This window comes from Streptomyces sp. V1I1, from assembly GCF_030817355.1.
Taxonomy (GTDB): Bacteria; Actinomycetota; Actinomycetes; order Streptomycetales; family Streptomycetaceae; genus Streptomyces.
Genome location: NZ_JAUSZH010000001.1, coordinates 2,787,852 through 2,811,038, shown reverse-complemented (window position 1 = coordinate 2,811,038; position 23,187 = coordinate 2,787,852). Strand labels below are relative to the sequence as shown.

Annotated in this window: 22 protein-coding genes; 16 read left to right on the top strand and 6 right to left on the bottom strand. The window is 70.2% G+C overall.

What is annotated here, in order from left to right; genetic code table 11:
- The first annotated feature begins 40 nt into the window (after positions 1-40).
- The 3 genes from QFZ67_RS13110 to nudC are packed head-to-tail and all read left to right on the top strand — an operon-like array spanning position 41 to position 5,857.
- Complete coding sequence (locus tag QFZ67_RS13110) at positions 41-3,445, top strand: ATP-dependent DNA helicase (RefSeq protein WP_307661265.1); 3,405 nt, start codon at positions 41-43, stop codon at positions 3,443-3,445.
- A 10-nt stretch (positions 3,446-3,455) separates the two neighbouring features.
- Positions 3,456-4,853, top strand: coding sequence for a dipeptidase (locus QFZ67_RS13105; protein WP_307661264.1), 1,398 nt, complete (start codon positions 3,456-3,458; stop codon positions 4,851-4,853).
- A gap of 38 nt (positions 4,854-4,891) precedes the next feature.
- Positions 4,892-5,857 carry an NAD(+) diphosphatase gene (gene nudC, locus QFZ67_RS13100; RefSeq protein ID WP_307661263.1) on the top strand — a complete coding sequence of 322 codons (966 nt, stop codon included), beginning with the start codon at positions 4,892-4,894 and terminating at the stop codon, positions 5,855-5,857.
- 12 nt (positions 5,858-5,869) lie between these two features.
- Here nudC and QFZ67_RS13095 read toward each other — a convergent pair whose 3' ends face one another.
- Positions 5,870-6,112 (bottom strand): mycoredoxin, encoded by a 243-nt coding sequence (locus tag QFZ67_RS13095; protein ID WP_307661262.1) that lies wholly within the window; start codon positions 6,110-6,112, stop codon positions 5,870-5,872.
- A 214-nt stretch (positions 6,113-6,326) separates the two neighbouring features.
- On the opposite strand from QFZ67_RS13095, the gene QFZ67_RS13090 reads away from it, so the two are divergent.
- From QFZ67_RS13090 to QFZ67_RS13070, 5 genes are all read left to right on the top strand, one after another.
- On the top strand, positions 6,327-8,501 hold the full coding sequence (locus QFZ67_RS13090) for an ATP-dependent DNA helicase UvrD2 (RefSeq protein WP_307661261.1): 2,175 nt from the start codon (positions 6,327-6,329) through the stop codon (positions 8,499-8,501).
- 164 nt (positions 8,502-8,665) lie between these two features.
- Positions 8,666-8,992, top strand: coding sequence for a hypothetical protein (locus QFZ67_RS13085; protein WP_307661260.1), 327 nt, complete (start codon positions 8,666-8,668; stop codon positions 8,990-8,992).
- A gap of 173 nt (positions 8,993-9,165) precedes the next feature.
- Positions 9,166-9,534: a WhiB family transcriptional regulator gene (locus QFZ67_RS13080; protein WP_307661259.1), complete on the top strand. Its 369-nt coding sequence runs from the start codon at positions 9,166-9,168 to the stop codon at positions 9,532-9,534.
- Positions 9,531-9,854: a hypothetical protein gene (locus QFZ67_RS13075; protein WP_307661258.1), complete on the top strand. Its 324-nt coding sequence runs from the start codon at positions 9,531-9,533 to the stop codon at positions 9,852-9,854. Before QFZ67_RS13080 ends, QFZ67_RS13075 begins: the two co-directional genes overlap by 4 nt.
- Before the next feature lie 111 nt (positions 9,855-9,965).
- Entirely contained in the window at positions 9,966-10,166 is a 201-nt protein-coding gene (locus QFZ67_RS13070; RefSeq protein WP_307661257.1) for a hypothetical protein, read from the top strand.
- Between the two features lie 57 nt (positions 10,167-10,223).
- Here the strand turns inward: QFZ67_RS13070 and QFZ67_RS13065 are convergent, their stop codons facing one another.
- Positions 10,224-11,588: an AarF/ABC1/UbiB kinase family protein gene (locus tag QFZ67_RS13065; RefSeq protein ID WP_307661256.1), complete on the bottom strand. Its 1,365-nt coding sequence runs from the start codon at positions 11,586-11,588 to the stop codon at positions 10,224-10,226.
- A 65-nt stretch (positions 11,589-11,653) separates the two neighbouring features.
- A complete protein-coding gene (locus QFZ67_RS13060) occupies positions 11,654-12,799 on the bottom strand; it encodes a ThiF family adenylyltransferase (protein ID WP_307661255.1) in 1,146 nt (381 codons plus the stop codon).
- A 210-nt stretch (positions 12,800-13,009) separates the two neighbouring features.
- On the opposite strand from QFZ67_RS13060, the gene QFZ67_RS13055 reads away from it, so the two are divergent.
- From QFZ67_RS13055 to QFZ67_RS13040, 4 genes are all read left to right on the top strand, one after another.
- Complete coding sequence (locus QFZ67_RS13055) at positions 13,010-13,660, top strand: M48 family metallopeptidase (protein ID WP_307661254.1); 651 nt, start codon at positions 13,010-13,012, stop codon at positions 13,658-13,660.
- 107 nt (positions 13,661-13,767) lie between these two features.
- Positions 13,768-15,369 carry a TerD family protein gene (locus QFZ67_RS13050; RefSeq protein ID WP_307661253.1) on the top strand — a complete coding sequence of 534 codons (1,602 nt, stop codon included), beginning with the start codon at positions 13,768-13,770 and terminating at the stop codon, positions 15,367-15,369.
- 14 nt (positions 15,370-15,383) lie between these two features.
- The gene (locus tag QFZ67_RS13045; RefSeq protein WP_307661252.1) at positions 15,384-16,064 is read left to right on the top strand and encodes an AIM24 family protein; all 681 of its coding nucleotides are present in this window, start codon (positions 15,384-15,386) and stop codon (positions 16,062-16,064) included.
- A 19-nt stretch (positions 16,065-16,083) separates the two neighbouring features.
- Positions 16,084-16,839 carry an AIM24 family protein gene (locus QFZ67_RS13040; RefSeq protein WP_307661251.1) on the top strand — a complete coding sequence of 252 codons (756 nt, stop codon included), beginning with the start codon at positions 16,084-16,086 and terminating at the stop codon, positions 16,837-16,839.
- A gap of 75 nt (positions 16,840-16,914) precedes the next feature.
- Here the strand turns inward: QFZ67_RS13040 and QFZ67_RS13035 are convergent, their stop codons facing one another.
- Positions 16,915-17,436 carry an NUDIX hydrolase gene (locus QFZ67_RS13035; protein ID WP_307661250.1) on the bottom strand — a complete coding sequence of 174 codons (522 nt, stop codon included), beginning with the start codon at positions 17,434-17,436 and terminating at the stop codon, positions 16,915-16,917.
- Positions 17,433-18,878 (bottom strand): zinc-dependent metalloprotease, encoded by a 1,446-nt coding sequence (locus QFZ67_RS13030; RefSeq protein ID WP_307661249.1) that lies wholly within the window; start codon positions 18,876-18,878, stop codon positions 17,433-17,435. The genes QFZ67_RS13035 and QFZ67_RS13030 overlap by 4 nt, the downstream gene beginning before the upstream one ends.
- Positions 18,879-19,070: 192 nt before the next feature.
- Here QFZ67_RS13030 and QFZ67_RS13025 point away from each other — a divergent pair, with 192 nt between their 5' ends.
- From QFZ67_RS13025 to QFZ67_RS13010, 4 genes are all read left to right on the top strand, one after another.
- Positions 19,071-20,198, top strand: coding sequence for an SDR family oxidoreductase (locus QFZ67_RS13025; RefSeq protein WP_307661248.1), 1,128 nt, complete (start codon positions 19,071-19,073; stop codon positions 20,196-20,198).
- 79 nt (positions 20,199-20,277) lie between these two features.
- Positions 20,278-20,739, top strand: a complete 462-nt coding sequence (locus QFZ67_RS13020) for a molybdenum cofactor biosynthesis protein MoaE (RefSeq protein WP_307661247.1) — start codon at positions 20,278-20,280, stop codon at positions 20,737-20,739.
- Between the two features lie 150 nt (positions 20,740-20,889).
- A complete protein-coding gene (locus QFZ67_RS13015; RefSeq protein ID WP_307661246.1) occupies positions 20,890-21,060 on the top strand; it encodes a hypothetical protein in 171 nt (56 codons plus the stop codon).
- 101 nt (positions 21,061-21,161) lie between these two features.
- The gene (locus QFZ67_RS13010; protein ID WP_307661245.1) at positions 21,162-22,250 is read left to right on the top strand and encodes a PDZ domain-containing protein; all 1,089 of its coding nucleotides are present in this window, start codon (positions 21,162-21,164) and stop codon (positions 22,248-22,250) included.
- Positions 22,251-22,566: 316 nt separating this feature from the next.
- On the opposite strand, the gene QFZ67_RS13005 is transcribed toward QFZ67_RS13010, so the two are convergent.
- Complete coding sequence (locus QFZ67_RS13005; protein ID WP_307661244.1) at positions 22,567-23,151, bottom strand: PPA1309 family protein; 585 nt, start codon at positions 23,149-23,151, stop codon at positions 22,567-22,569.
- Positions 23,152-23,187: the final 36 nt, after the last annotated feature.

Sequence of the window (23,187 nt, the reverse complement as noted above, 5' to 3'; positions counted from 1 at the left end):
GGGACCATCGCTGTCAGTGGTCCCCATTAGCCTCTCTGAGGTGACCGCACGCATCACCGACCCCGAGCAGCTCAAAGAGCTCCTCGGCATCCCCTTCACCCCGGAGCAGACGGCCTGCATCACCGCGCCGCCCGCCCCGCAGGTGATCGTGGCCGGAGCCGGCTCGGGGAAGACGACGGTGATGGCCGCGCGGGTGGTGTGGCTCGTGGGGACCGGCCAGGTCGCCCCCGAGCAGGTCCTCGGCCTCACCTTCACCAACAAGGCGGCGGGGGAGCTTGCCGAGCGCGTCCGCAAGGCGCTCGTGCGGGCGGGGGTGATGGACCCCGACGTCATCGACCCGGACAACCCTCCTGGCGAGCCGCGCATCTCCACGTACCACGCCTTCGCCGGGCAGCTCCTCACCGACCACGGGCTGCGGATAGGCCTGGAGCCGACCGCGCGCCTGCTCGCGGACGCCACCCGCTACCAGCTCGCCGCGCGTGTGCTGCGCGAGGCGCCGGGCCCGTATCCCTCGCTGACCAGGTCATTTCCGTCCCTGGTCAGCGATCTGCTGGCGCTCGACGCGGAGCTCGCGGAGCATCTCGTACGTCCCGAGCAGCTCGGCGCGTACGACTCCGAACTGCTGCGCACCCTGGAGAGCGCCCGGCTGAGCAACGCCGAACTGCGCAAGGTGCCCGAGGCGGCCGCGGCCCGCCGTGAGCTGCTCGACCTGACCGTCCGTTACCGCGAGGCCAAGCGCACCCGTGACCTCCTCGACTTCGGCGACCAGATCGCGCTCTCCGCCGAACTCGCGCTGACCAGGCCCGAGGTCGGAGCCATCCTGCGGGACGAGTTCCGGGTCGTGCTGCTCGACGAGTACCAGGACACGTCGGTGGCCCAACGGCTGCTTCTGTCCGGCCTGTTCGGCCAGGGCACCGGCCATGCCGTGACCGCGGTCGGCGACCCCTGCCAGGCGATTTACGGCTGGCGTGGGGCCTCCGTCGCCAACCTCGACGACTTCCCGGCACACTTCGCGTACCCCGACGGCCGTCCCGCGACCCGCTTCTCCCTCAGCGAGAACCGCCGCAGCGGCGGTCGGCTGCTGCACCTCGCCAACGGCCTGGCGGCCCCGCTGCGTGCCATGCACGAGGGCGTCGAGGCGCTGCGGCCCGCCCCGGGCGCCGAGCACGACGGGTCCGTCCGCATCGCTCTCCTCCCCACCCACGCGGAGGAGATCGAGTGGCTCGCCGACTCGATCGCCCACCTGGTGCGTACTGGCAAGGAGCCGGGCGAGATCGCGGTCCTGTGCCGCACGGCGGGCGACTTCCCCGAGATCCAGGGCGCGCTGGTCGCCAGAGACGTCCCGGTCGAGGTCGTCGGCCTGTCCGGGCTGCTCCACCTGCCCGAGGTCGCCGACCTGGTCGCGATGTGCGAGGTCCTGCAGGACCCGGGGGCCAACGCCTCTCTCGTACGTCTGCTCACCGGACCGCGCTGGCGGATCGGCCCGCGCGACCTGGCCCTGCTGGGCCGCCGGGCCCGGCTGCTGGTCCACCGCGCCTCGTCCGACGGGACGGATCCCGACGAGCGGCTGGCCGCGGCCGTCGAAGGCACCGACCCGGCCGAGGTCATCTCGCTCGCCGACGCGCTGGACACGTTCCTGGAGTCGGCGGATGGGGAGGACGACGAGCTCCCCTTCTCCGCGGAGGCGCGGGTCCGCTTCGCCCGCCTCGCCGCCGAACTGCGCGACCTGCGCCGCTCCCTGGCCGACCCGCTGATGGACGTCCTGCACCGCGTCCTGTCCACCACCGGCCTCGAAGTCGAACTCTCCGCATCCCCGAACGCCCTGGCCGCCCGCCGCCGCGAGACCCTCGCCAACTTCCTTGACACAGCCGCCGGTTTCGCGGCACTGGACGGGGAGGCCACCCTGCTGGCCTTCCTCGCCTTCCTGCGTACGGCCGCGCAGTACGAGAAGGGCCTGGACAACGCCCTTCCGGGCGGCGAGAACACCGTCAAGGTCCTGACGGCCCACAAGTCCAAGGGCCTGGAATGGGACGTGGTCGCGGTCCCCGGCCTGGTCGCCAAGCACTTCCCGAACGACCAGGCGCGCGAGGCCTGGACCTCTCAGTCCAAGGTCCTGCCGCACGCCCTGCGGGGCGACGCGGCCACCCTTCCCTCCGTCGAGTCCTGGGACGCCAAGGGCCTCAAGTCCTTCAAGGACGCGATGAAGGACCACCAGCACACGGAGGAACTGCGCCTCGGCTACGTCACCTTCACCCGCCCCCGCTCCCTGCTTCTGGGATCGGCCCACTGGTGGGGCCCGACCCAGAAGCGCCGCCGCGGCCCCTCGCTGTTCCTGCAGGCGCTGTACGACCACTGCGCGGAGGGCTTCGGCGAGATCGAGATCTGGGCAGACGGACCGGAGGAGGACGCGGAGAACCCGACCCTGCACGAAACGACGGCCGACCAGGCCTGGCCCCTGCCGCTGGACGCGACTTCTCTGATGCGCCGCCGCGCCGCGGCGGACACGGTGCTGGCGTATCTGGACGAGCCGGAGGAGCTCCTGTCGGCGCCTGACGAGCCCTCGTCCGAGCCGGAGGAGTTCCTGTCCGAGCCGGACGAGCCGGACTGGGACGACCCCTGGGACGAGCCGGAGCTCCCGGACGTCGCGGCGGCCGACCTGCCGCACCCGCGCCGCGAAGCCGACGCTCTTGAGGCGGCGGCCCCCACCCCCGAAGACGCCCGCACCATCGCCTCCTGGGACCGCGACCTCGACGCCCTCGCCGGTGAGCTCCGCCGTAGCCGCGCGACCGTCCGCGACGTCACCCTGCCCCCCTCCCTGTCCGCCTCCCAGCTCATGCGCCTCGCCGCCGACCCCGACGGCTTCGCTCAGGAGCTGGCCCGCCCCATGCCGCGCCCCCCGCACCCCGCGGCCCGCAGAGGCACCCGGTTCCACGCCTGGGTGGAGTCGCGGTTCGAGGAGATCCCGCTCCCGATGCTCGGCCCGGACGAGCTCCCCGGCGGTGACGCCGACGACCCCGAGATCGCGGACGAGCGCGACCTGGCCGCGCTCAAGGAGGCATTCGAGCGCACCCCTTACGCGTGCCGCACGCCCTACCGCGTGGAGTCCCCGTTCCAGGTCACCCTCGCGGGCCGCGTGATCCGCGGCCGTATCGACGCCGTCTACCGCGACGAGCGGGCAGAGGGAACGGCAGACGAGGCGACGGGGACGTACGAAATCGTCGACTGGAAGACCAGCCGCACAAACACCGCCGACCCCCTCCAGCTAGCCATCTACCGGCTCGCCTGGGCCGAGCAGCACGACATCCCCCTCGAAGCCGTCAACGCCGCGTTCGTTTACGTACGCACCGGAGAGATCGTCCGCCCCGACCCTCTCCCCGCCCGGGCCGAGCTGGAGCGCATCCTGCTGGGCGAGACGGCCGACGAGACAGTCACCCGCGCCCGTTAGGCTCAGGTGCATGAGCGACACCCCGGACAGCGCCGTCCGTACGTACATCGAGCAGCACCGCGCTGCCTTCCTGGACGACCTCGCCGACTGGCTGCGCATCCCGTCCGTGTCGGCCCAGCCCAACCATGCGGCGGACGTCCGGCGCAGTGCCGACTGGCTCGCGGCCAAGCTCAAGGAGACCGGCTTCCCGGTCACCGAGGTCTGGCCCACCCCCGGTGCCCCCGCGGTCTTCGCCGAGTGGCCGTCCGGCGACCCGGATGCGCCCACCGTCCTGGTCTACGGCCACCACGACGTCCAGCCCGCCGCCCGTGAGGACGGCTGGCACACGGACCCCTTCGAGCCGCAGATCGTCGACGGCCGGATGTACGGGCGCGGCGCGGCGGACGACAAGGGGCAGGTCTTCTTCCACACCCTGGGCGTACGGGCCCACCTCGCCGTCACCGGACGCACCGCACCGGCGGTCAATCTCAAGCTGCTGATCGAGGGCGAGGAGGAGTCGGGATCGCCGAACTTCCGTGCCCTGGTCGAGGCCAACTCCGCCAGCCTCGCAGCCGACACCGTGATCGTGTCCGACACCGGCATGTGGTCCGAGACGACCCCCACCGTCTGCACCGGAATGCGCGGCCTCGCAGACTGCGAGATCGAGCTGTACGGCCCCGACCAGGACATCCACTCCGGTTCGTTCGGTGGCGCGGTACCCAACCCGGCCACCGTCGCCGCCCGTCTTGTCGCGGCGCTGCACGACGCCGACGAGCACGTCACCATCCCCGGCTTCTACGACGGCATCGAGCCGCTCACTGACGCCGAGCGCGAGCTGTTCGCCGAGCTCCCCTTCGACGAGGCGTCCTGGCTGAACACCGCCAAGTCGCACGCCACGCTCGGCGAGGCCGGCTACTCCACGCTGGAGCGCATCTGGGCCCGCCCGACGGCCGAGCTCAACGGCATCGGCGGCGGCTACCAGGGCCTCGGCGGCAAGACGATCATCCCGTCATCCGCCCAGCTGAAGCTCACGTTCCGTCTGGTCGCGGGCCAGCACCCGGAGAAGATCGAGCAGGCGATCGGCGACTGGGTCGCGGCCCAGGTGCCGGCCGGTATCCGCCACGAGATCACCTTCGGCGCCTCGACCCGCCCCTGTCTGACGCCGCTGGACCACCCGGCCCTGCAGTCGGTCGTACGGGCGATGAGCCGCGCCTTCGACGGACGGAAGATCCGCTTCACCCGCGAGGGCGGATCGGGCCCCGCCGCAGATCTTCAGGACGTGCTCGCGGCCCCCGTGCTCTTTCTTGGCATCTCCGTACCGTCCGACGGCTGGCACGCGCCCAACGAGAAGGTCGAACTGGACCTGCTCATCAAGGGTGTGGAGACGACTGCCCACCTGTGGGGCGACCTCGCCGCCGCCCTCCGCTGAACCGCCATCCAATCCACTCGGGGGAGTTGGAAGTACCTGTGAGCACCACCAGCAACGGCATCACACACCGCACGATCGATCTCACCGCGCCGATCGGTCTCACCGCGCCGAGCGGTATCGACCGCGAGGCGCACCACCGCCTCGACGAGGCCTGGCTGGCGGCGGCGTGGAGCCACCCGACGACCCGGGTCTTCGTGGTCTCGGGCGGCCAGGTGCTGGTCGACGACACCCCCGACGGCCGCACCGAACTGGTCATGACCCCGGCCTTCGAGGCCCCCGTCACCGAGACCCACCGCTACTTCCTCGGCACCGACGAAGCCGGCGTGCGCTATTTCGCGCTGCAGAAGGACGCCCTGCCCGGCCGCATGGACCAGTCGGCCCGCCCCGCAGGCCTGCGCGAGGCCGGACTGCTGCTCTCCCCGCGCGACGCGGGACTCCTGGTGCACGCCGTGGCACTGGAGAACTGGCAGCGGCTGCACCGCTTCTGCTCACGCTGCGGCGAGCGCACGGTCATCGCGGCCGCGGGCCACATCCGCCGCTGCCAGGCATGCGGGGCGGAGCACTACCCCCGTACCGACCCCGCCGTGATCATGCTCGTCACGGACGAGGAGGACCGCGCGCTGCTGGGCCGCCAGGTGCACTGGCCGGAAGGGCGCTTCTCCACCCTGGCGGGATTCGTCGAGCCGGGTGAGTCGATCGAGCAGTCGGTGCGCCGCGAGGTCTTCGAGGAGGCGGGCGTCACGGTCGGCGATGTCGAGTACATCGCCAGCCAGCCCTGGCCCTTCCCGTCCAGCCTGATGCTCGGCTTCATGGCGCGGGCGACATCCTCCGAGATCGACGTCGACGGCGAAGAGATCCACGAGGCGCGCTGGTTCTCCCGGGAAGACCTGCGGGCCGCATTCGAGTCCGGGGAGGTGTTGCCTCCCTACGGGATCTCGATTGCGGCCCGCCTGATCGAGCTCTGGTACGGCAAGCCGTTGCCGAAGCCCGGAGATATGGCCTGAGCGGTCCCCCGCTCAGACGCCGATCTTCTGCTTGACCTGGGCCAGCGAGGGGTTGGTCAGCGTCGAACCGTCCGCGAAGAGCACGGTCGGGACGGTCTGGTTGCCCCCGTTGGCCTTCTCGACGAAGGCCGCGGAATGCGGGTCCTGCTCGATGTTGATCTCGTTGTACGTGATGCCTTCGCGGTCCATCTGGCTCTTCAGCCGACGGCAGTAGCCGCACCACGTGGTGCTGTACATCGTCACAGTCCCCTGCATGGTTTCTCGCGCTCCTCTGTCTCGTCCGTCTCGTTCGTCTCGGTCGTGCGAGTCGGCTCGTGCGCGCTCGATGCGTGGTCGATGCGTGCTCGTGCGTGTTCGCACGGCGTAGAACGTACGTGATCTGGCCGCCATTCCCGCATTAGTACGACCGCCCCCGGCCCTCTGTGGACAACGGCCGCACCCATCTCTGCCGACCTGGCAGCATGGCGGTGTGACAGCAGCAACGCACTCCTCTCTTTTCCCACAGGTCCCCGAGTCGGCGGACGCGGTGCTCGACGGGCTCGACCCCGAGCAGCGCGAAGTGGCGACGGCCCTGCACGGTCCGGTGTGCGTGCTGGCAGGCGCCGGCACGGGCAAGACGCGCGCGATCACCCACCGCATCGCGTACGGAGTGCGCGCGGGCATACTCCAGCCCGCCAGTGTGCTGGCCGTCACCTTCACCAACCGCGCCGCGGGCGAGATGCGGGGCCGACTGCGCCAGCTCGGCGCGGGCGGCGTCCAGGCGCGTACGTTCCACTCTGCAGCGCTGCGCCAGCTCCAGTTCTTCTGGCCGAAGGCGGTCGGCGGCGACATGCCCCGCCTCCTCGAGCGCAAGATCCAGCTGGTCGCCGAGGCCTCGGCCCGCTGCCGCATCCGACTCGACCGCAATGAGCTGCGGGACGTCACGAGCGAGATCGAGTGGGCCAAGGTCACCCAGACCGTGCCCGCCGACTATCCGGCCGCGGTCGCCAAATCGCACCGCGACGCCCCGCGCGACCCGGCCGAGATCAGCCAGATCTACGGGATGTACGAGCAGCTCAAGCGCGACCGCTCGGTGATCGACTTCGAGGATGTCCTGCTCCTCACGGTCGGCATCCTCCAGGACCGGCACGACATCGCCGACCAGATCCGCCGCCAGTACCAGCACTTCGTGGTGGACGAGTACCAGGACGTCAGCCCGCTCCAGCAGCGGATGCTCGACCTGTGGCTCGGCGACCGCGACAGCCTCTGCGTCGTCGGCGACGCCAGCCAGACGATCTACTCCTTCACCGGCGCCACCCCCGACCACCTGTTGAACTTCCGCACCCGCCACCCCAGTGCGACCGTCGTCAAGCTGGTCCGTGACTACCGCTCCACTCCCCAGGTGGTCCATCTCGCCAACGGCCTGCTGAGCCAGGCGCACGGCCGCGCCGCCGAGCACCGCCTCGAACTGATCTCGCAGCGCTCAGCCGGCCCCGACCCCGCCTACACCGAGTACGCGGACGAACCGGCCGAGGCCGAGGGCACCGCCCGTCGGATCCGCGACCTGATCGCCGCGGGCGTCCCGGCCGGCGAGATCGCCGTGCTCTACCGGATCAACGCCCAGTCGGAGGTCTACGAGCAGGCGCTCGCCGACGCCGGAGTCCCGTACCAACTGCGCGGCGCCGAGCGCTTCTTCGAACGCCAGGAAGTACGGGAGGCGGGAGTCGCCCTGCGCGGCGCGGCCCGCGCCGGTGGCAACGACTCCCTGCTCGACGACGCCGGTGACCTCCCCTCCCAGGTCCGGGCTGTGCTCTCCACCAAGGGCTGGACCACCGAGCCGCCCGCCGGATCGGGAGCGGTGCGCGATCGCTGGGAGTCCCTGGCCGCGCTGGTCCGCCTCGCCGAGGACTATGTACGGGTCAAGCCGGACGCGAGCCTCGGCGATCTGGTGGCCGAGCTGGACGAGCGCGCCGCGGCCCAGCACGCCCCCACCGTTCAGGGCGTCACCCTCGCCTCGCTCCACTCGGCGAAGGGCCTGGAGTGGGACGCCGTGTTCCTGGTCGGCCTCACCGAGGGCATGATGCCGATCACCTACGCCAAGACCGACGAGCAGGTCGAGGAGGAGCGCCGACTGCTCTATGTCGGCGTCACCCGCGCCCGGCTCCATCTCTGCCTCTCCTGGGCGCTGTCCCGCTCACCAGGCGGCCGCGCCTCCCGCCGGCCCACCCGCTTCCTGAACGGGATGCGGCCGGGCTCCGTGGCACCCGGCGCACGCGGCGCGGGCGGTGGCGGTGGCATCGAGCGCGGCAGCGGCGGCCGCCGCAAGCCGCGAGGCCCTGTGCTGTGCCGGGTCTGCGGCAAGACGCTCACCGACGCGGGCGAAATGAAACTGATGCGCTGCGAGGACTGCCCCTCCGACATGGACGAGGCGCTGTACGAGCGCCTGCGCGACTGGCGTGCGGACCAGGCGAAGGAGCTGGGCCAGCCCGCGTACTGCGTCTTCACCGACAAGACACTGATGGCGATCGCCGAGGCCGTGCCGGGCAGCGAGGGGGAGTTGGCCCAGATCTCCGGTGTCGGTGGACGCAAGCTCGAGCGTTTCGGAGCCGATGTGCTGACCATCTGCGCAGGTCAGGAGGTTGTGGGAGACGGCGAAGAGGACTGATACAAACTCGTCGAAAAAATAGTTTGCGCCCGCCCCAGCAAGCCCCATAGGTTCTTAACCACGGGAACAGCGACTTCTCTGAAGCCCTGTCCTCGTGCTGTACTTATCCGAATACGCGTGACTGGCCTCGGCCGGTCCTTAGACGCCGAGAGGAGGCGATTCCAGTGATCAGCATCAACACCAGCTTCATCAGCACCGCCAAAATGACCGATCGCTCGGTCGTCTCCGCCTGCTCGCTCGGCTTCTCCGCGGCGTTCAACGGCACCGGTGTGTCCGGCGTCGCCGCCGCGCTTCCGGTCTCCGGTCTGGGCGGACTGCCCGGCATGGAGCGCAATGAGCGACCGACCAAGGCACTGGAAGCAGCAGTAGCAACGGCAAAGGCTCGGGCCTATGCCTTTGCGGCAGCCAGTGCCGGCACCAAGAAGCAGCAGACGCAGCACCACACGATGTGGGCCTTCCGTGGGCTCGAACCCTGGAGTGATCCAGCCTGATCCAGATCAGGCCGGCGCCTTCAGGGCCGCGGAACCCCACCCGGGATCCGCGGCCCTTCTGTTTTCCCCGAACGGGGCGGACGGAGCGAAGGGGCCTCGGGACAAGAAGCACCCGGTACCAAGCCGACACCCGGCCAACAGGCCGGACCGACCAGACGAGGAACGACACCACCGTGCAACTCGAAGCGCACGCCCCGTCCGTACCGCCTTCCGAGACGATCCCCCCGCCCGCCCACACGGAGGACTCCACCTTGACTCCGCTCACTGCGCTCACCGCGCTCGACGACGCCATCGAGAACCTCGGCGTACCCGTCCCCTGCCGTTCCTACGACCCGGAGGTCTTCTTCGCCGAGTCGCCGGCCGACGTCGAGTACGCCAAGTCCCTCTGCCGTACCTGCCCGCTGATGGAGGCCTGCCTTGCGGGCGCCAAGGAGCGGCGTGAGCCGTGGGGCGTCTGGGGCGGAGAGCTCTTCATCCAGGGCGTGGTCGTCGCCCGCAAGCGGCCGCGTGGTCGCCCGCGCAAGAACCCGGTCGCGGCATGACCGCCATCGGAACCATCGACCGACCCATCACGCACGATCCCCAGAAGCTGGCCCCAATGACCTCTTCCACGAGCGAGCCGTCCGGCTCCGCCACCCCAGACGTCACCACCATCGGCGCGAACGCCTCGCGTCAGAACAGGACCCGTGAGATGCAACTCATCCCAGAAGCCATGGCTCGTGCGCATATGCACGAGCGCCTGCGGGAAGCCGACGCGGAACGCCAGGCCGTGCGCCTGGTCGCCGCCCGGCGGATGCAGCGCCGCGCCGAGCGCGCGTCGATGCGTGCCCGCCGCGCACTGGCCATGGCCGTCATGCACTGACCGCAATCAAGGCACTGACAGCACACACTGACCCGGGGGCCGGTCCGAACGGACCGGTCCCCGCGGTGCGTTGTCCCTGCGACTGGTCCCCGACGGGGCTATCGTCACGACGTGGACCAGCAGCAGACTCCTCACCCTGCGCAGCCGGGTGCCGAGAGCATCGTGTGTTCCCACTGCGGCGCCGTCGCCGAGGGACCACCGCCCACCTGGACCTGCTCCGTGGAGAACGGCACTCGTCACTACTTCTGCGACGACTGCGCACGCGCCAACATCAGGGCGATCGAGGGCAGGCTCGACTCGGCCTGGTGGTGACCGCCTCCCGCTGACCGCCGCCGGCTGTTGGCGCGCTCGGCCCGCGGCGGTGAACACTCAGGCCTGAGCCTCGACCGCCCTGACGTCCTCCTCGTCCTCCAGCAGGAAACCGGGCACCCACGACTCGAGTTCGTCCCGCAGCCGCACCGTCGCGTTCAGCTGGCACAGCACGCCGATCGTGCTCAGCGTCACCCGGTGGATCAGCAGATACGAGGGCGGCAGATTGAGCTGCTTTCCCAGCTGATGCGCGGGGGAGCGGATATCCGCGATCCGGGCCGCCTGGGTGCGCATCCAGCTCCGGGTGAAGGTGAACTCCTCCGCCTCCGCCGGCTCGATGATCGGCACCAGATACTCGAGCACTGCGTCCGGGTCGAGCTCTATGGTCTTCTTGACGAAGCCTTCCTGGCGCAGCAGCTCGTAGACCCCTTCGGCCTCGCCCTCCAGCGTCATCCGCAGACACTCGCCGATGGTCGGCGGCAGCCCGCCGGGCAGTCGGTCCACCGTGCCGAAGTCCAGCACTCCGAGCCGCCAGCCTTCGCCGTCCTCCTCCGGGAGCAGCCGGAAGTTTCCCGGGTGCGGATCCGCGTGCAGCAGCCCCGTGCGGGCCGGGCCCGAGAAGAGGAAGCGGGCCAGCAGCTGGCCCGCCCGGTCCCGCTGCTCGTCCGTGCCGTCGGCGATCACCTCGGCCAGCGGGATCCCGTCGATCCACTCGGTCACCAGCACCTGGTCGCACTGGTGCACCACATCCGGCACCAGCACATCCGGATCGTCCGCGAACTCCGCCGCATGCTCCCGCTGTGCCTGTCCCTCCAGCTCATAGTCCAGCTCCTCCGACACCCGGTCACGGAGCTCGGCGATCAGCGGCTTGATGTCCATGCCCGGGATCAGCGGACCCAGCAGCCGGGCGAAGCGGCTGAGCTGCGTCAGATCGGACAACAACGCCTCCCCCGCCCCCGGGTACTGCACCTTCACCGCGACCTCGCGCCCGTCGTGCCACACCGCCCGGTGCACCTGGCCGATGGATGCGGCGGCCGACGGCTTGTCCTCGAAATTGAGGAACAGCTCCCGCCACTGAGCACCCAGCCGCTCCTCCAGGACCGTGTGGACCGTACGCGTCGGCATCGGGGGTGCCGCGTCCTGGAGCTTGGTGAGGGCCGCGCGGTAGGGGCCCGCGATCTCCTCGGGGAGCGCCGACTCGAAGACGGACATGGCCTGCCCGAACTTCATGGCACCGCCCTTGAGCTCGCCGAGCACCTTGAACAGCTGCTCCGCCGTGCGCTGTTGCAGTTCCCTGGCCACGATCTCCGCGGACTTCCCGCCGATCCGCTTGCCCAGACCCCAAGTGGCACGCCCGGCGAAGCCCAGTGGCAGTGCGGCCAACTTGGCGGTCCGGGTGACCGCCTTCCGGGGAAGATCAGACATGCGCCCCTCCAAATCCCAGACAGCCGTGCCGCGTGTGCCTGACGGCATTACTTCATTGACGGCGGTTACCCGGCCATTGTCTCGTGCAGCGGCCCGAACCCTGAGGTGTGCTCCCTCTCACTCTTCCCATACGCGCTGCAGACACAGTCGAGTTGCGGCGTGATGCTCTCCGACTGCCACTCCAGCAGCGGCAGTGACGCCTCCCATCGCGCTCCCGTACTCGCGGGCAGCTCCCCGTCGAGGAACGACAGCGCATGCGCCGCGGTCAACCCCGCCACAGCCGTGGCCAGGGCGACATCGCAGGCCGGCACCGCGCTGCGACGGCGGCCCGAGCGCCACTGCGCGAGCAGCCTGGGCCTGCCCGGGTCGCGGTCCGCCCGGCCCAGCTCCAGACAGCCGGCGCAGGCCGTGCCCCCGGGCAGCACCAGCGGGCCCACCACTCCGGTCCCTTCCACAACTCCCGCGTACAGATGGGGTGTCCCGGTGGCGATCCAGCCCTCGGCCGCTGCCGGGTCGGGCGCATAGGCCGCCAGCCCGTCCCGCGGCGCCACCACGACCAGGGAAAGGCCGGGCTCGCCCGTGCCCGGACCCGCCGACTCGGCCGCGCGCGGCGGGCGGTCGGGCGCGCACCGCCGCACCAGCTGTCGGGCCGCCGCGTCGCGCCGCTCACCGACCGCCTCCGGCGGCAGCCCGCCGGGCGCCACATCCCACGGCTCCGTACACCCGCCGTCCAGCACCTCGACCCGGCCCAGCCCGGAGGCGGACAGCACCGCGGCGACCGTCGCGCCCACCCGGCCCGCGCCCCGGACCTGGACGCGCATCGCCCGCCGGGCCGTCAGGCGCGCCGTCCCGCCGCCCGGTTCCGGATGGACGACGGAGAGCGACGCCAGATCGGGGCGCAGCCGGTCGAGAGCACCGGCCCGATTCCGTAACGCATCGGCCGCAGGACCGCCTGCCGTCGGATCGTCGAGCAGACCGGCCGACGTCAACCGCTTCACCAGAGCGTCCACTTGTCCGTCCGGCAGCCCTATCGCCCGCGCCTCCTCACGCAGCAGCGGCAGCCCCCTGGTCCCGTCCAGCAGCTCGAGCAGGGCGCCGGTCGCCGTGTCCACCGGGCCGACCATCACCGCGTGCGCGGGAGTAACCCCGAACTGCACGGTCTGCCGCTCCCGCCATGCCCGCCTGAGGGCAGGCTTCACCATCGGATGCATATCCACTTCCCCCGTCCACTTCCTCCGTTGAAGTGTTGTCGGATCTCTCCGCGATCTGTTGTCAGAATGCACGGTCGCGACGATGGGTGTGAAAAGTTATCCACAGGCACCGGGTATTAGTCGTTCAAATGGTGCACGCCATGGAGTGGATCAAGCTCGAACCGTCCCGGAGGCGGGACTTCCTCCACTGGCAGCGGGTAACGTCGGGGCGTGTCCGTCGACCAGTCCCCTCGCTTCGCTGGGGAGACCCCACCCCCTCGCCTTGTCGGAGAGGGCCCACCGCACAGCGCCGGAAGTCAACAGCGCAGCGCGACAAACCGACCGCCTCGCGGATCGGCGACGAGCGCGGTCGAGGTCCGCAGGAGCGCCCGGCGCAGCAGAACGGTCTCGGCCTATCGGGAGGGCGACCGGACCATCGTGCTCATCCCCGCCCGGATGTCGGAGGCGGAGGAGCAGCGCTGGGTCAGCGTGATGCTCGACAAACTCGCCGCCCAGGAGAGCAAGCGCATCCTCGGCGACACCGAACTGGCCGAGCGCGCCGAGCGCTTGTCCGCCCAGTACTTCGACGAACGCGCAAGACCGACATCCGTGAGATGGGTGACGAATCAGAACACCCGCTGGGGCTCGTGCACCCCGGCCGAGGGCAGTATCCGCCTCTCGCACCGCCTGCAGGGGATGCCCGAGTACGTCGTTGACTATGTGCTCGTCCATGAGCTTGCCCATCTCCTCGTGCCGGGGCACGGGCCGCGGTTCTGGCGGCTCCTCGAGGCGTATCCCCGCACCGAGCGGGCGCGGGGCTATCTCGAGGGCGTCGTCGCCGCCGACCGGCTGCCGCATTTGCCCGCAGCGCGCGGAGAGTAACTGTCGACGGTCCTGTACCGAATGTGTACCGGCTTGGCTCAATGTCGCACTCAGCCGTTAGCCTGACGCGACGCATTCACATTCGGGATGGGGGACGGTCGTTACGCATGGCCAGGGAATTCCAACGCGGCCACAAGGCCAAGATCAGTGATCTCACGCCGGGAACGGATCTGTACGTAGGTGTGCAGATCGCCGCTCCTGGGCTGACCTTCGACATCAGCTGTTTCGGACTCGACGCCAACGAGCAGCTCTCGGACGACCGGTACTTCATCTTCTTCAACCAGCCGAAGTCGCCCGAGGAGTCCATTCAGCTGCTCGGCGCGCAGGCCGGTGACACCGAGTCCTTCCGCGTCACTCTCGACCGCATTCCGGCGAACATCCACAGGCTCTCGTTCACCGCGACGATCGACGGCGCGGGGCAGATGTCGAACGTCGGCCCCGGCTACATCCGCATCGTCGCGGGCGGCGAAGAGGTCGTCCGGTACGCCTTCAACGGCTCGGAGTTCACCACCGAGCGCGCCGTGATGCTCGGCGACTTCTACCTCAAGGACGTGTGGCGCTTCACCGCCGTCGGCCAGGGCTTCGACGGCGGACTCGACGCGCTGCTCAAGAACTTCGGCGGCGAGGTCGCCGAGGAGCAACCGGCCGCGCAGCAGCCGCAGGGCGCCGCGCCGTCGTTCGCACCGCCCGCGCAGGCCACCGCGCCCCCGGCGTTCGGCGCACCTGCCGCACCGCAGGCACCGCAGGCGCCCCAAGTGCCGCAGCCCGCGCCCTCCTTCGGCGCACCGGCCGCCCAGGCCCCGGCACCGGCCCCCGCCCCTCAGCAGCCGAACCCGCAGATGCACGCCGCGCCCACCATCGCGGCTCCCATGACCCCGTACGGACAGCCGCCTCAGTACGGCCAGGTGCCGGGCCAAGCTCCTGGCCAGATGCCTGGCCAGGTCCCGCCGGGTGCGCCTTCGCCGTACGGACAGCCGGCACCGTCCCCTTACGGACAGCAGGCTCCGGGCGTCCCGCAAAGTGTTCCCCAGGGAGCCCCGGCGACCGGCGCCGGTCTCCAGGCCGCCCTGCAGCCCTACCGAGAGACCCCCACCGGCCAGCGCTGGACCCCGCAGAACCAGCAGCTCATGCGGGTCGACCTGACCATGGGTGGCACGCCCGTCCTCGCCCGCCAGGGCAGCATGGTGATGTACCAGGGCAAGGTCGACTTCAGCTACAAGGGCGCCGGCTTCGCCGGGCGCATCGTCGGCAATGCGACCGGCCAGGAGATGCAGCTGATGCGCTGCAGCGGCCGCGGCCAGGTCTTCCTCGCCGAGAACGGATCGCATCTGCACTCCATCGAGCTGCAGGGTGACGGCATCTGCGTCTCCGCGGAGAACGTCCTCGCGTTCGACGAGTCGTTGCAGCACGAGATCCGCAGGATCGAGGGCCACGGCATCCCCGGCGGCGCCCTGTTCACCATGCAGTTCCAGGGCACCGGCACGGTCGTCGTGAAGACCCACGGTGTCCCCGTGGTCCTCCCGGTCACACCGACCACCTTCGCCGACTGCAATGCCGTCGTCGCCTGGTCGTCCGCGTCCCAGGTGATCCTCTCCAGCCAGGTCCGGCTGCGGCGCAACGCGTACCCGGGGCACAGCGGAGAGACCGTCAACCTCCAGTTCCGGGGCGCCCCCGGCAACTTCATCGTCGTCCAGCCGTACGAGGTCTGAGGGAGCCCGAAGAAATGAACCAGCAACTCGCGGGCTTCGCCCCGACCCCGATCGCGGCCCGGATGGAGAACCACGGCCGCACCATGCTCAAGGTCGCCATGGCCAGTGGCCAGGACCTGTACGCACGCACCGGCTCGATGGTCGCCTACGAAGGCTTCGTGCAGTACGAGCCGAACCCGCCCGCCGTCCGCCAGATCGCCTCCCAGTGGGTGACCGGCGAAGGCGCGCCCATCATGAAGTGCTCCGGTGACGGACTGCTCTACCTCGCCGACTACGGCGCGGACGTGGTCGTCATCAACCTCAACAACGACTCGATCTCGGTCAACGGCACCAATGTGCTGGCCTTCGACGCGCACCTCCAGTGGGGCGTCGAGCGGGTCAAGGGCCTGGCCAAGCTGGCCGGCCAGGGCCTGTGGAACGTGGAGATCTCGGGCACCGGCTGGGTGGCCCTCACCTCGCGCGGCACCCCGATCGTCGTCGACTGCGGCCGTGGCGAGGACGAGACATACGTCGACCCGGACGCCCTTGTCGCCTGGTCCCCGAACCTCAAGGTGAAGGGCAAGCGCAGCTTCAAGGCGTCCTCGCTGGTCGGGCGGGGCAGCGGTGAGGCGTACCAGATGGCCTTCTCGGGCCAGGGCATCGTCGTCGTACAGCCGAGCGAGGACAGTACCGACCGCCTGCGGATCCGGAACTGAGGGGGAGCGAGAACACACCATGCAGAGTCCGCTTTTCAGCTACACGGAACAGCAGTCCCAGGACCGGTACGTCGTGCAGAACCCGCAGCTGCTGCGGGTCGCGCTGACGGGCCACGACGACATCCTCGCCCGCAAGGGCGCCATGGTCGCGTACCAAGGGCTTGTCGACTTCGACGGCGAGTACCAGACGAACAATCAGCGGCGGGCCCGTGCCAACACCGGTGAGGGCCTGGACCTGATGCGCTGTTCCGGGCAGGGCACCGTCTATTTCGCCAACCTCGCCCAGTACATCCATGTCGTGGACGTCGACAACGAGGGCATGACGGTCGACAGCGCCTACGTCCTGGCGCTGGACTCCACGCTGCACACCGAGGTCATCGCGGTGGACAGCCAGTACGGAATCTCCGGCTCCGGGAAGTACCAGCTCAATGTCTCCGGCAGGGGCAAGGTCGCGCTGATGACCTCGGGCCAGCCGCTGATGATGCAGGTCACGCCGGACAAGTACGTCAATGCGGACGCCGACGCGATTGTCGCCTGGTCCTCAGCACTGCGGGTGCAGATGCAGGCGCAGACGCATTCGTCCGGAGTACGGCGAAGGCGCGGCAACACAGGTGAGGGCTGGGAGTTGAGCTTCCTCGGCCAGGGCTTCGCCCTTGTGCAGCCCAGCGAGGTCATGCCGCCACAGGGCACGGAGATCGGGCAGGGCCTGCGCGCGCAGTACGGCGTGGGCCAGCAAGGCGCCCACGCTCAGAACCAGAACAACGCCTGGAACTGACGAGCAAGGGCGCACGGGTAAGGACGCACGGGTAAGGGGCGGTCTCCATGGAGACCGCCCCTTACCCGTGCTCAGTCACAGTGCTGTGCGCGTACGATCCAGCAGTCGTACGACCGACTCGTCGGCCACGTCCGCCACCTCGTCGTACGCGAACCAGCGCAGATCCAGCGACTCCTCGCTGATCTCCTCGGCCGCCCCGGCCGGCGCCATCGCCGCGTACTGCACATCGAGATGCCAGTGGCAGGGCGCCGGAATCGCATGCCGGTCCAGTCGCACAGGACCGCCGGGCAGCAGCGTCAGCCCGCGGATCCCGGACTCCTCCGTGGCCTCGCGCATCGCGGCGTCCGCAAGCGTCGCGTCACCCGGCTCGCAGTGGCCGCCCATCTGCAGCCACATGCCGAGCTTTTTGTGCAGCGTCAGCAGCACCCGCCCGTGCTCCGGTTCGACGACCAGCGCGCTCGCCGTGACATGCCCGGCCTCACAGGCCTTCCACATCCCGTCCGGGTGCGCTGCCAGGTGGTCCAGATAGAGCTGTCGCAGCTCCTCCTGATGCTCGTAGCTCTTCAGTACGAGAACGGCGTCGTCGTGCAGGCTCACTGCTCCTTGTCGTCCTTGTCGTCCTTGTCGCCCTGGTCGTCCTTGCCGAGGTCCGTGTCCTTGTCGAGCTTCGGCTTCCCGCCGCCTGCCGCCTCGCCGAGCATCTTGTCCAGCTCCGAGAAGTCGAGCTGCTCACGGTGGACAAAGCCGTCCGGGTCGTCCAGATCGGTGGCCGTCGGCAGCATGTCCGGGTGCTCCCACAGGCCGTCACGCCCGTCCACACCCCGCGCGTCGGTGAGCGAGGCCCACAGCCTGGAGGCGTCCCGCAGCCGGCGCGGACGCAACTGAAGGCCGATCAGGGTCGCGAAGGTCTGCTCGGCGGGACCGCCGGAAGCGCGGCGCCTGCGCAGCGTTTCGCGCAGGGCGTCCGCCGAGGCCAGCCGCCTCGACGCGGCCTCGTGCACCACCGCGTCCACCCAGCCCTCCACCAGAGCGAGCGCGGTCTCCAGACGGGCCAGCGACGCCTTCTGCTCCGCGGTGTCCTCCGGCTGGAACATGCCCTGCTGGAGGGCCTCCTGCAGCTGCTCGGGGTGTGTGGGGTCGAACTGGCCGACCACGTCCTCCAGCTTGGTCGTGTCGACCTTGATCCCGCGGGCGTACGCCTCGACCGCGCCGAACAGATGCGACCGCAGCCACGGCACATGGGCGAAGAGCCGCTGGTGGGCGGCCTCGCGCAGGGCGAGATACAACCGCACCTCCTCCTTCGGCACGCCGAGGTCCTTGCCGAACGTCTCGATGTTCAGCGGCAGCAGCGCGGCCTTGCCGGCCGGGCCGAGCGGCAGGCCGATGTCGGTCGAGCCGACCACCTCGCCCGCCAGCACACCCACGGCCTGCCCGATCTGCTGGCCGAACATCGCGCCGCCCATGGAGCGCATCATGCCGATCAGCGGGCCCGCCATGGCCTGCATCTCCTCCGGCAGCACATCGCCCATGGCCAGGCCGACGCGCTCGGCGACCGGATCGACAAGCTGCTGCCACGCGGGCAGCGTCGCCTCGACCCACTCCGCGCGGCTCCACGCCACGGCGGTGCTCGCCCCGGAGGGCAGGGACGTCACGCTGTCCAGCCACAGATCGGCGAGGCGCACGGCCTCCTCGACCGCGGTCCGCTCGGCCGGGCCCACGCTCTCGTCCTTGGTGCCGTCCTGTGTGCCCTGCGAGACCGTCTGGCGCGCGATCTGCTTGGCCATGTCCCAGTTCACGGGACCGCCCTCGTAGCTGAGCATCTGGCCGAGCTGCTGGAACGCCGCGCCCAGGTCATTGGGGTTCAGGGAGCCGAACATCGCGGCGAACGGATTGTCCGCGCCTTCCCCGAAACCGAAAGGATTTGCCGGGGACGGCCCGCCGGAGCCCTGTCCACCTCCGGCGGGATCCTTCTTCTTGCCCTCGTCGCCGTTCTCCGGCTCCTCCGGCGGAAGGCCGAATCCGAATGGGGTGTCACTCACGGGGTTCCTCGGCTCGTAGGGCCGCCGGCTTCCTGCCGACGGCGAATGCCCGACAACACCACCCAGCGTAGACATCCGGGCCGCATATGGGCTCGGGTGCTCCGCCGACTCTTGGCCTGCGGCAGGATGGACGCCACCTGGTGCGCACGCGTCATTCGCGTTCGTACTGAAGACAACCGCTGGAGACGCCTGGTGAGTTCCCCAGATCCGCAGGTTCGCGCAGCGCGAAACCCCTCAACCCAGACCTCAGGTCGCGGGTCGGCCGGCCGTGGTCCCGTCGTCGCGGTCACCGGTGCCGCCTCGGGCGTCGGCGACCTGCTCACCCGGCGTCTCGCCGCGTCCGAGGAGATCAAGCAGGTCATCGCGATCGACGAGCGCCGGGGCGAGGTTTTCGAGGCGCAGTGGCACATTCTCGACGTGCGCGATCCGGCCATCGCCGAGAAACTGCGCGGCGCGGACGTGGTGGTACACCTGGCGCTCAACCTCGACCTTGAGACCGACTCCGCCGCCCGTACCGCGTACAACGTGCGCGGTACACAGACCGTGCTGACCGCCGCGGCGGCCGCCGGTGTCCACCGGGTCGTCCTGTGCACCTCGGCGATGGTGTACGGCGCGCTGCCGGACAATGACATCCCTCTCTCGGAGGACGCGGAACTGCGCGCCACCGCCGAGGCCACGGGTGTCGGCGACCTGCTGGAGATCGAACGCCTGAGCCGCCGTGCGCCGCGCGCCCACCCCGGGCTCAACGTCACGGTGGTAAGGCCCGCCGTCCTGGTGGGCGGTACTGACACCGCGCTGACCCGCTACTTCGAGTCACCACGGCTCCTTGTGGTCGCCGGATCCCGTCCCACCTGGCAGTTCTGCCATGTCGAGGACCTGGTGAGCGCACTGGAGTATGCCGCGCTGGAGAAGGTGGACGGCGAGCTGGCGGTCGGCTGCGACGGCTGGCTGGAGCAGGAGGAGGTCGAGGAGCTCAGCGGCATCCGCCGGATGGAGCTGCCCTCGGCGATCGCCCTGGGCGCGGCGGCCCGGCTGCACCGGATCGGCCTCACCCCGTCCCCGGCCGGGGACCTGGCGTACACCATGCACCCCTGGGTGGTCAGTGTGAGCCGCCTCCACGACGCGGGATGGCGTCCCCAGTGGACGAATGAGGAGGTCCTCGCCGCGCTGCTGGAGGAGGTGGAGGGCCGCCACACGGTGGCCGGCCGCCGCCTCGGCCGCAAGGACGCGACCGCAGCGGGTGCCGCGGGAGCGACGGTCGCGCTGCTCGGTACGGCCGCGCTGGTGCGGCGGGCGCGCAAGGCGCGGCGGCGTCTGTAGGAGGCTCCAAGGAGGCGTGTTCCCGGCCGGGCGAATGGGCTATTCCGCGATGTCAGTGGCGTACGGCACGATGGACGGCATGGCAAGCAGGTACGACCACCCCGGCGAGCAAGCGGCGAACGACCCCATCCGCCTGCTCGCGATCCGTGACACCCCGCTCTCCGTCGACGAGGTCTTCGCTGCCGTCGGCGACGACGCGGCGGGAGGCACCGCGCTCTTCGTCGGCACGGTGCGTAATCACGACGGCGGCGCCGATGTCGACACGCTGGGGTACTCCTGCCACCCCACGGCCGAGGCGGAGATGCGCCGTATCGCCGAGAAGGTCACGGCGGAATTCCCCGTTCGGGCGCTCGCCGCCGTCCACCGTGTGGGTGACTTGGCAGTCGGCGATCTGGCGGTCGTCGTCGCCGTGTCGTGCCCCCACCGCGGGGAGGCCTTCGAGGCATGCCGGAAGCTGATCGACGACCTCAAGCACGAGGTGCCCATCTGGAAGCACCAGAAATTCTCCGACGGCACGGAAGAGTGGGTCGGCGCCTGCTGAGGCGGTGGGCCGATCGGAGCCCGTTGAAACCCGGTCGGCTCCCATGCGCCCCGATTTGCGTAACCGCCCCCCTGGCCTGAGCGTTGAACCGGCAGATGACTAGTCTGCTGATCATCCGGTTTCGTTCGCTCACAGGGTAGGGAGGTCGCGATGGCAGCACTCGCCTGGTTGCTGATTCCGCTTTTCGCTGCCGTCGGGGCTGCGATATGGGGAGGCTGGGCTTCACGGAACCGGACGACCGGGGATGTCGCCGAGCTTGCCGGTTATGCGCGGTTCCGCGACGCGATGGAGAAAACCGACTCCGGTACTGACGCCGCTTGACCCGGGTGTGACCCCGCCGCCGACCGTACGCAGTTGCCAAGTCGCCCCGTACGCAGCGTCCCCGACGGTGGTCTGACAGACCCGTCCCGTACTGTCGTTCCATGCCACGCCGCACCGCGACGATGCTCGCCTCCACCCTGACTTTCATCGCGCTTCTCTGCGCAGGGGTGTTCATCACCGTGCCGTACTCGGAGATGTCGCCCGGACCGACGGTCAACACGCTCGGCGCGGCTGGTGGCGAACCGGTCCTGCAGATCTCCGGCCGCAAGACATACCCGACGACCGGCCATCTCAATATGACGACGGTCAGGGTTACCGGCGCGGACTACAAGATGAACCTCGTCGAGGCGGTGTACGGCTGGCTGGCCCACGACGACGTGGTGGTGCCGCACGACACGCTCTACCCGGACGGGAAGACCGAGGAGCAGTCGACTCAGGAGAACGCCGAGGAGTTCAGCCAGTCTCAGGAGAGCGCCAAGGTCGCCGCGCTGAAGCAGCTGAAGATCCCGGTGAAGTCGCGGGTCGTGGTCTCCACGGTCCTCAAGGACTCGCCCTCGGAGAACCGGCTGCACGCGGGCGACGTCATCCGCGCCGTCGACGGCACGGCGGTGAAGGAGCCCGGTGACGTGGCCAAGTTGGTCGTGAAGCACAAGCCCGGCGAGGACGTGGTCTTCACGATCGTCCCCGCGAAGGAGGCGGCAGCGGCTGAGAAGGCGGGCAAGGAGCCCAAGGGCACCGAGAAGGTCAGCATCACCACGGTGAAGGCGGACAAGGGCGACCGGGCGATCGTCGGCATCCATGCCGGGACCGACCACACGTTCCCGTTCGGGATCGACATCAATCTGGCGGATGTGGGGGGTCCCAGCGCGGGCCTGATGTTCGCTCTCGGGATCGTCGACAAGCTGACGCCGGGGGACCTCACGGGCGGGAAGTTCGTGGCGGGCACCGGCACGATCGACGACCAGGGGAAGGTCGGTCCGATCGGCGGGATCGAGATGAAGCTCGTCGGGGCGCGCAATGCGGGCGCGAAGTATTTCCTGACGCCGAGTGAGAACTGCGCGACGGCGGCGTCGGACATTCCGGACGGGCTGACGCTGGTGAAGGTGAAGACGATCGACGACGCGGCGAAGTCGCTGGAGAAGATCAAGTCGGGGGACACGGCGGACCTGGTGGGCTGCTCGGCGAGCTGACGCCCGGGGCGGCGGGCTCCGCGGCGACGCCGCCCGGCGGTACTCCTCCGCCCCGCGAGGCGCCTGTAGGCCGCCCCGCGCCTGCTGGGCCGTCGCCTGCGCCGCTGCCTGCGGCTCTGCTCCGAGCGCGCCCCGCGCCTGCTCGGCCGTCGGCCGCGCGGGGCCCGCGGCTCTGCTCCGAGCGCGCCTCGCGCCCAGCCGTCCCGCGCCCGCCGCTGCGCCGCGCCGGGCGCCCGCACCGCGCCGCCCACGGCAAACCGCCGTACCGGGTCCCTCCCGACCCGGTACGGCGGTTTCCTCGTGCCGTCAGGACTGGCTACGCCTCGAACGTCGCCGCAAGCGCCTCCGCGAGGCCCGGGACCAGGGCCGAGCCCGTCAGGACCTCCTTCGGGGAGTCCTTCTCGCGCAGGCGCAGCGCCGACTCGCGGGCGCCGTCTCGGAGGACCGCCACCGTCATCCGGACCTCCTGGCGGTCCGGATGGGCGGCGACCCACTTGGTCAGGGCCTTGTCGTCGAGGCCGTCCGGGACGGAGGCCTCCGCCGACGGCGGGAGCATCTGGCGCTCCACCGTGAGCGCGCAGCCGGCCACGGCGTCCGGCCAGGCGATGGTGGCCAGGAACTCGTCCAGCGGGGTGCCGGCCGGGATCTCGTCCTGCTCGATCGGGGTCAGCGGCGCGGCCGCCTCATCGCCGTCGAGGCCGAGCTGGGCCGCGAGCTCCGGCTCCTGGGAGCGCAGTTGCCCGGTGTCGACGAGCGCGAAGAGCCTGGCCGGCTGGTCCCAGCCGAGCCCGGATGCGTACTCGTCGATCTCGAGCACTGCGCGGGTCAGCGGGCTCGCGGCGATCGGGCCCGACGCCGGAGGCGGCTGATCGGATGGGGTGGAAGGGGAAACGTTGGACATGCCTAATATCCTGCCTCCTTCCGACCCCAAGACGGG

Bases quoted from the DNA above. Each gene is read 5' to 3' on its own strand.
- QFZ67_RS13040 (WP_307661251.1), top strand. From the start codon at position 16,084: ATGCAGAGTCCGCTTTTCAGCTACACGGAACAGCAGTCCCAGGACCGG.
- QFZ67_RS13010 (WP_307661245.1), top strand. From the start codon at position 21,162: ATGCCACGCCGCACCGCGACGATGCTCGCCTCCACCCTGACTTTCATC.
- QFZ67_RS13020 (WP_307661247.1), top strand. From the start codon at position 20,278: ATGGCAAGCAGGTACGACCACCCCGGCGAGCAAGCGGCGAACGACCCC.
- QFZ67_RS13105 (WP_307661264.1), top strand. From the start codon at position 3,456: ATGAGCGACACCCCGGACAGCGCCGTCCGTACGTACATCGAGCAGCAC.
- QFZ67_RS13075 (WP_307661258.1), top strand. From the start codon at position 9,531: ATGACCGCCATCGGAACCATCGACCGACCCATCACGCACGATCCCCAG.
- QFZ67_RS13050 (WP_307661253.1), top strand. From the start codon at position 13,768: ATGGCCAGGGAATTCCAACGCGGCCACAAGGCCAAGATCAGTGATCTC.
- QFZ67_RS13045 (WP_307661252.1), top strand. From the start codon at position 15,384: ATGAACCAGCAACTCGCGGGCTTCGCCCCGACCCCGATCGCGGCCCGG.
- QFZ67_RS13065 (WP_307661256.1), bottom strand. From the start codon at position 11,588: ATGTCTGATCTTCCCCGGAAGGCGGTCACCCGGACCGCCAAGTTGGCC.
- QFZ67_RS13015 (WP_307661246.1), top strand. From the start codon at position 20,890: ATGGCAGCACTCGCCTGGTTGCTGATTCCGCTTTTCGCTGCCGTCGGG.
- QFZ67_RS13095 (WP_307661262.1), bottom strand. From the start codon at position 6,112: ATGCAGGGGACTGTGACGATGTACAGCACCACGTGGTGCGGCTACTGC.
- QFZ67_RS13005 (WP_307661244.1), bottom strand. From the start codon at position 23,151: ATGTCCAACGTTTCCCCTTCCACCCCATCCGATCAGCCGCCTCCGGCG.
- QFZ67_RS13060 (WP_307661255.1), bottom strand. From the start codon at position 12,799: ATGCATCCGATGGTGAAGCCTGCCCTCAGGCGGGCATGGCGGGAGCGG.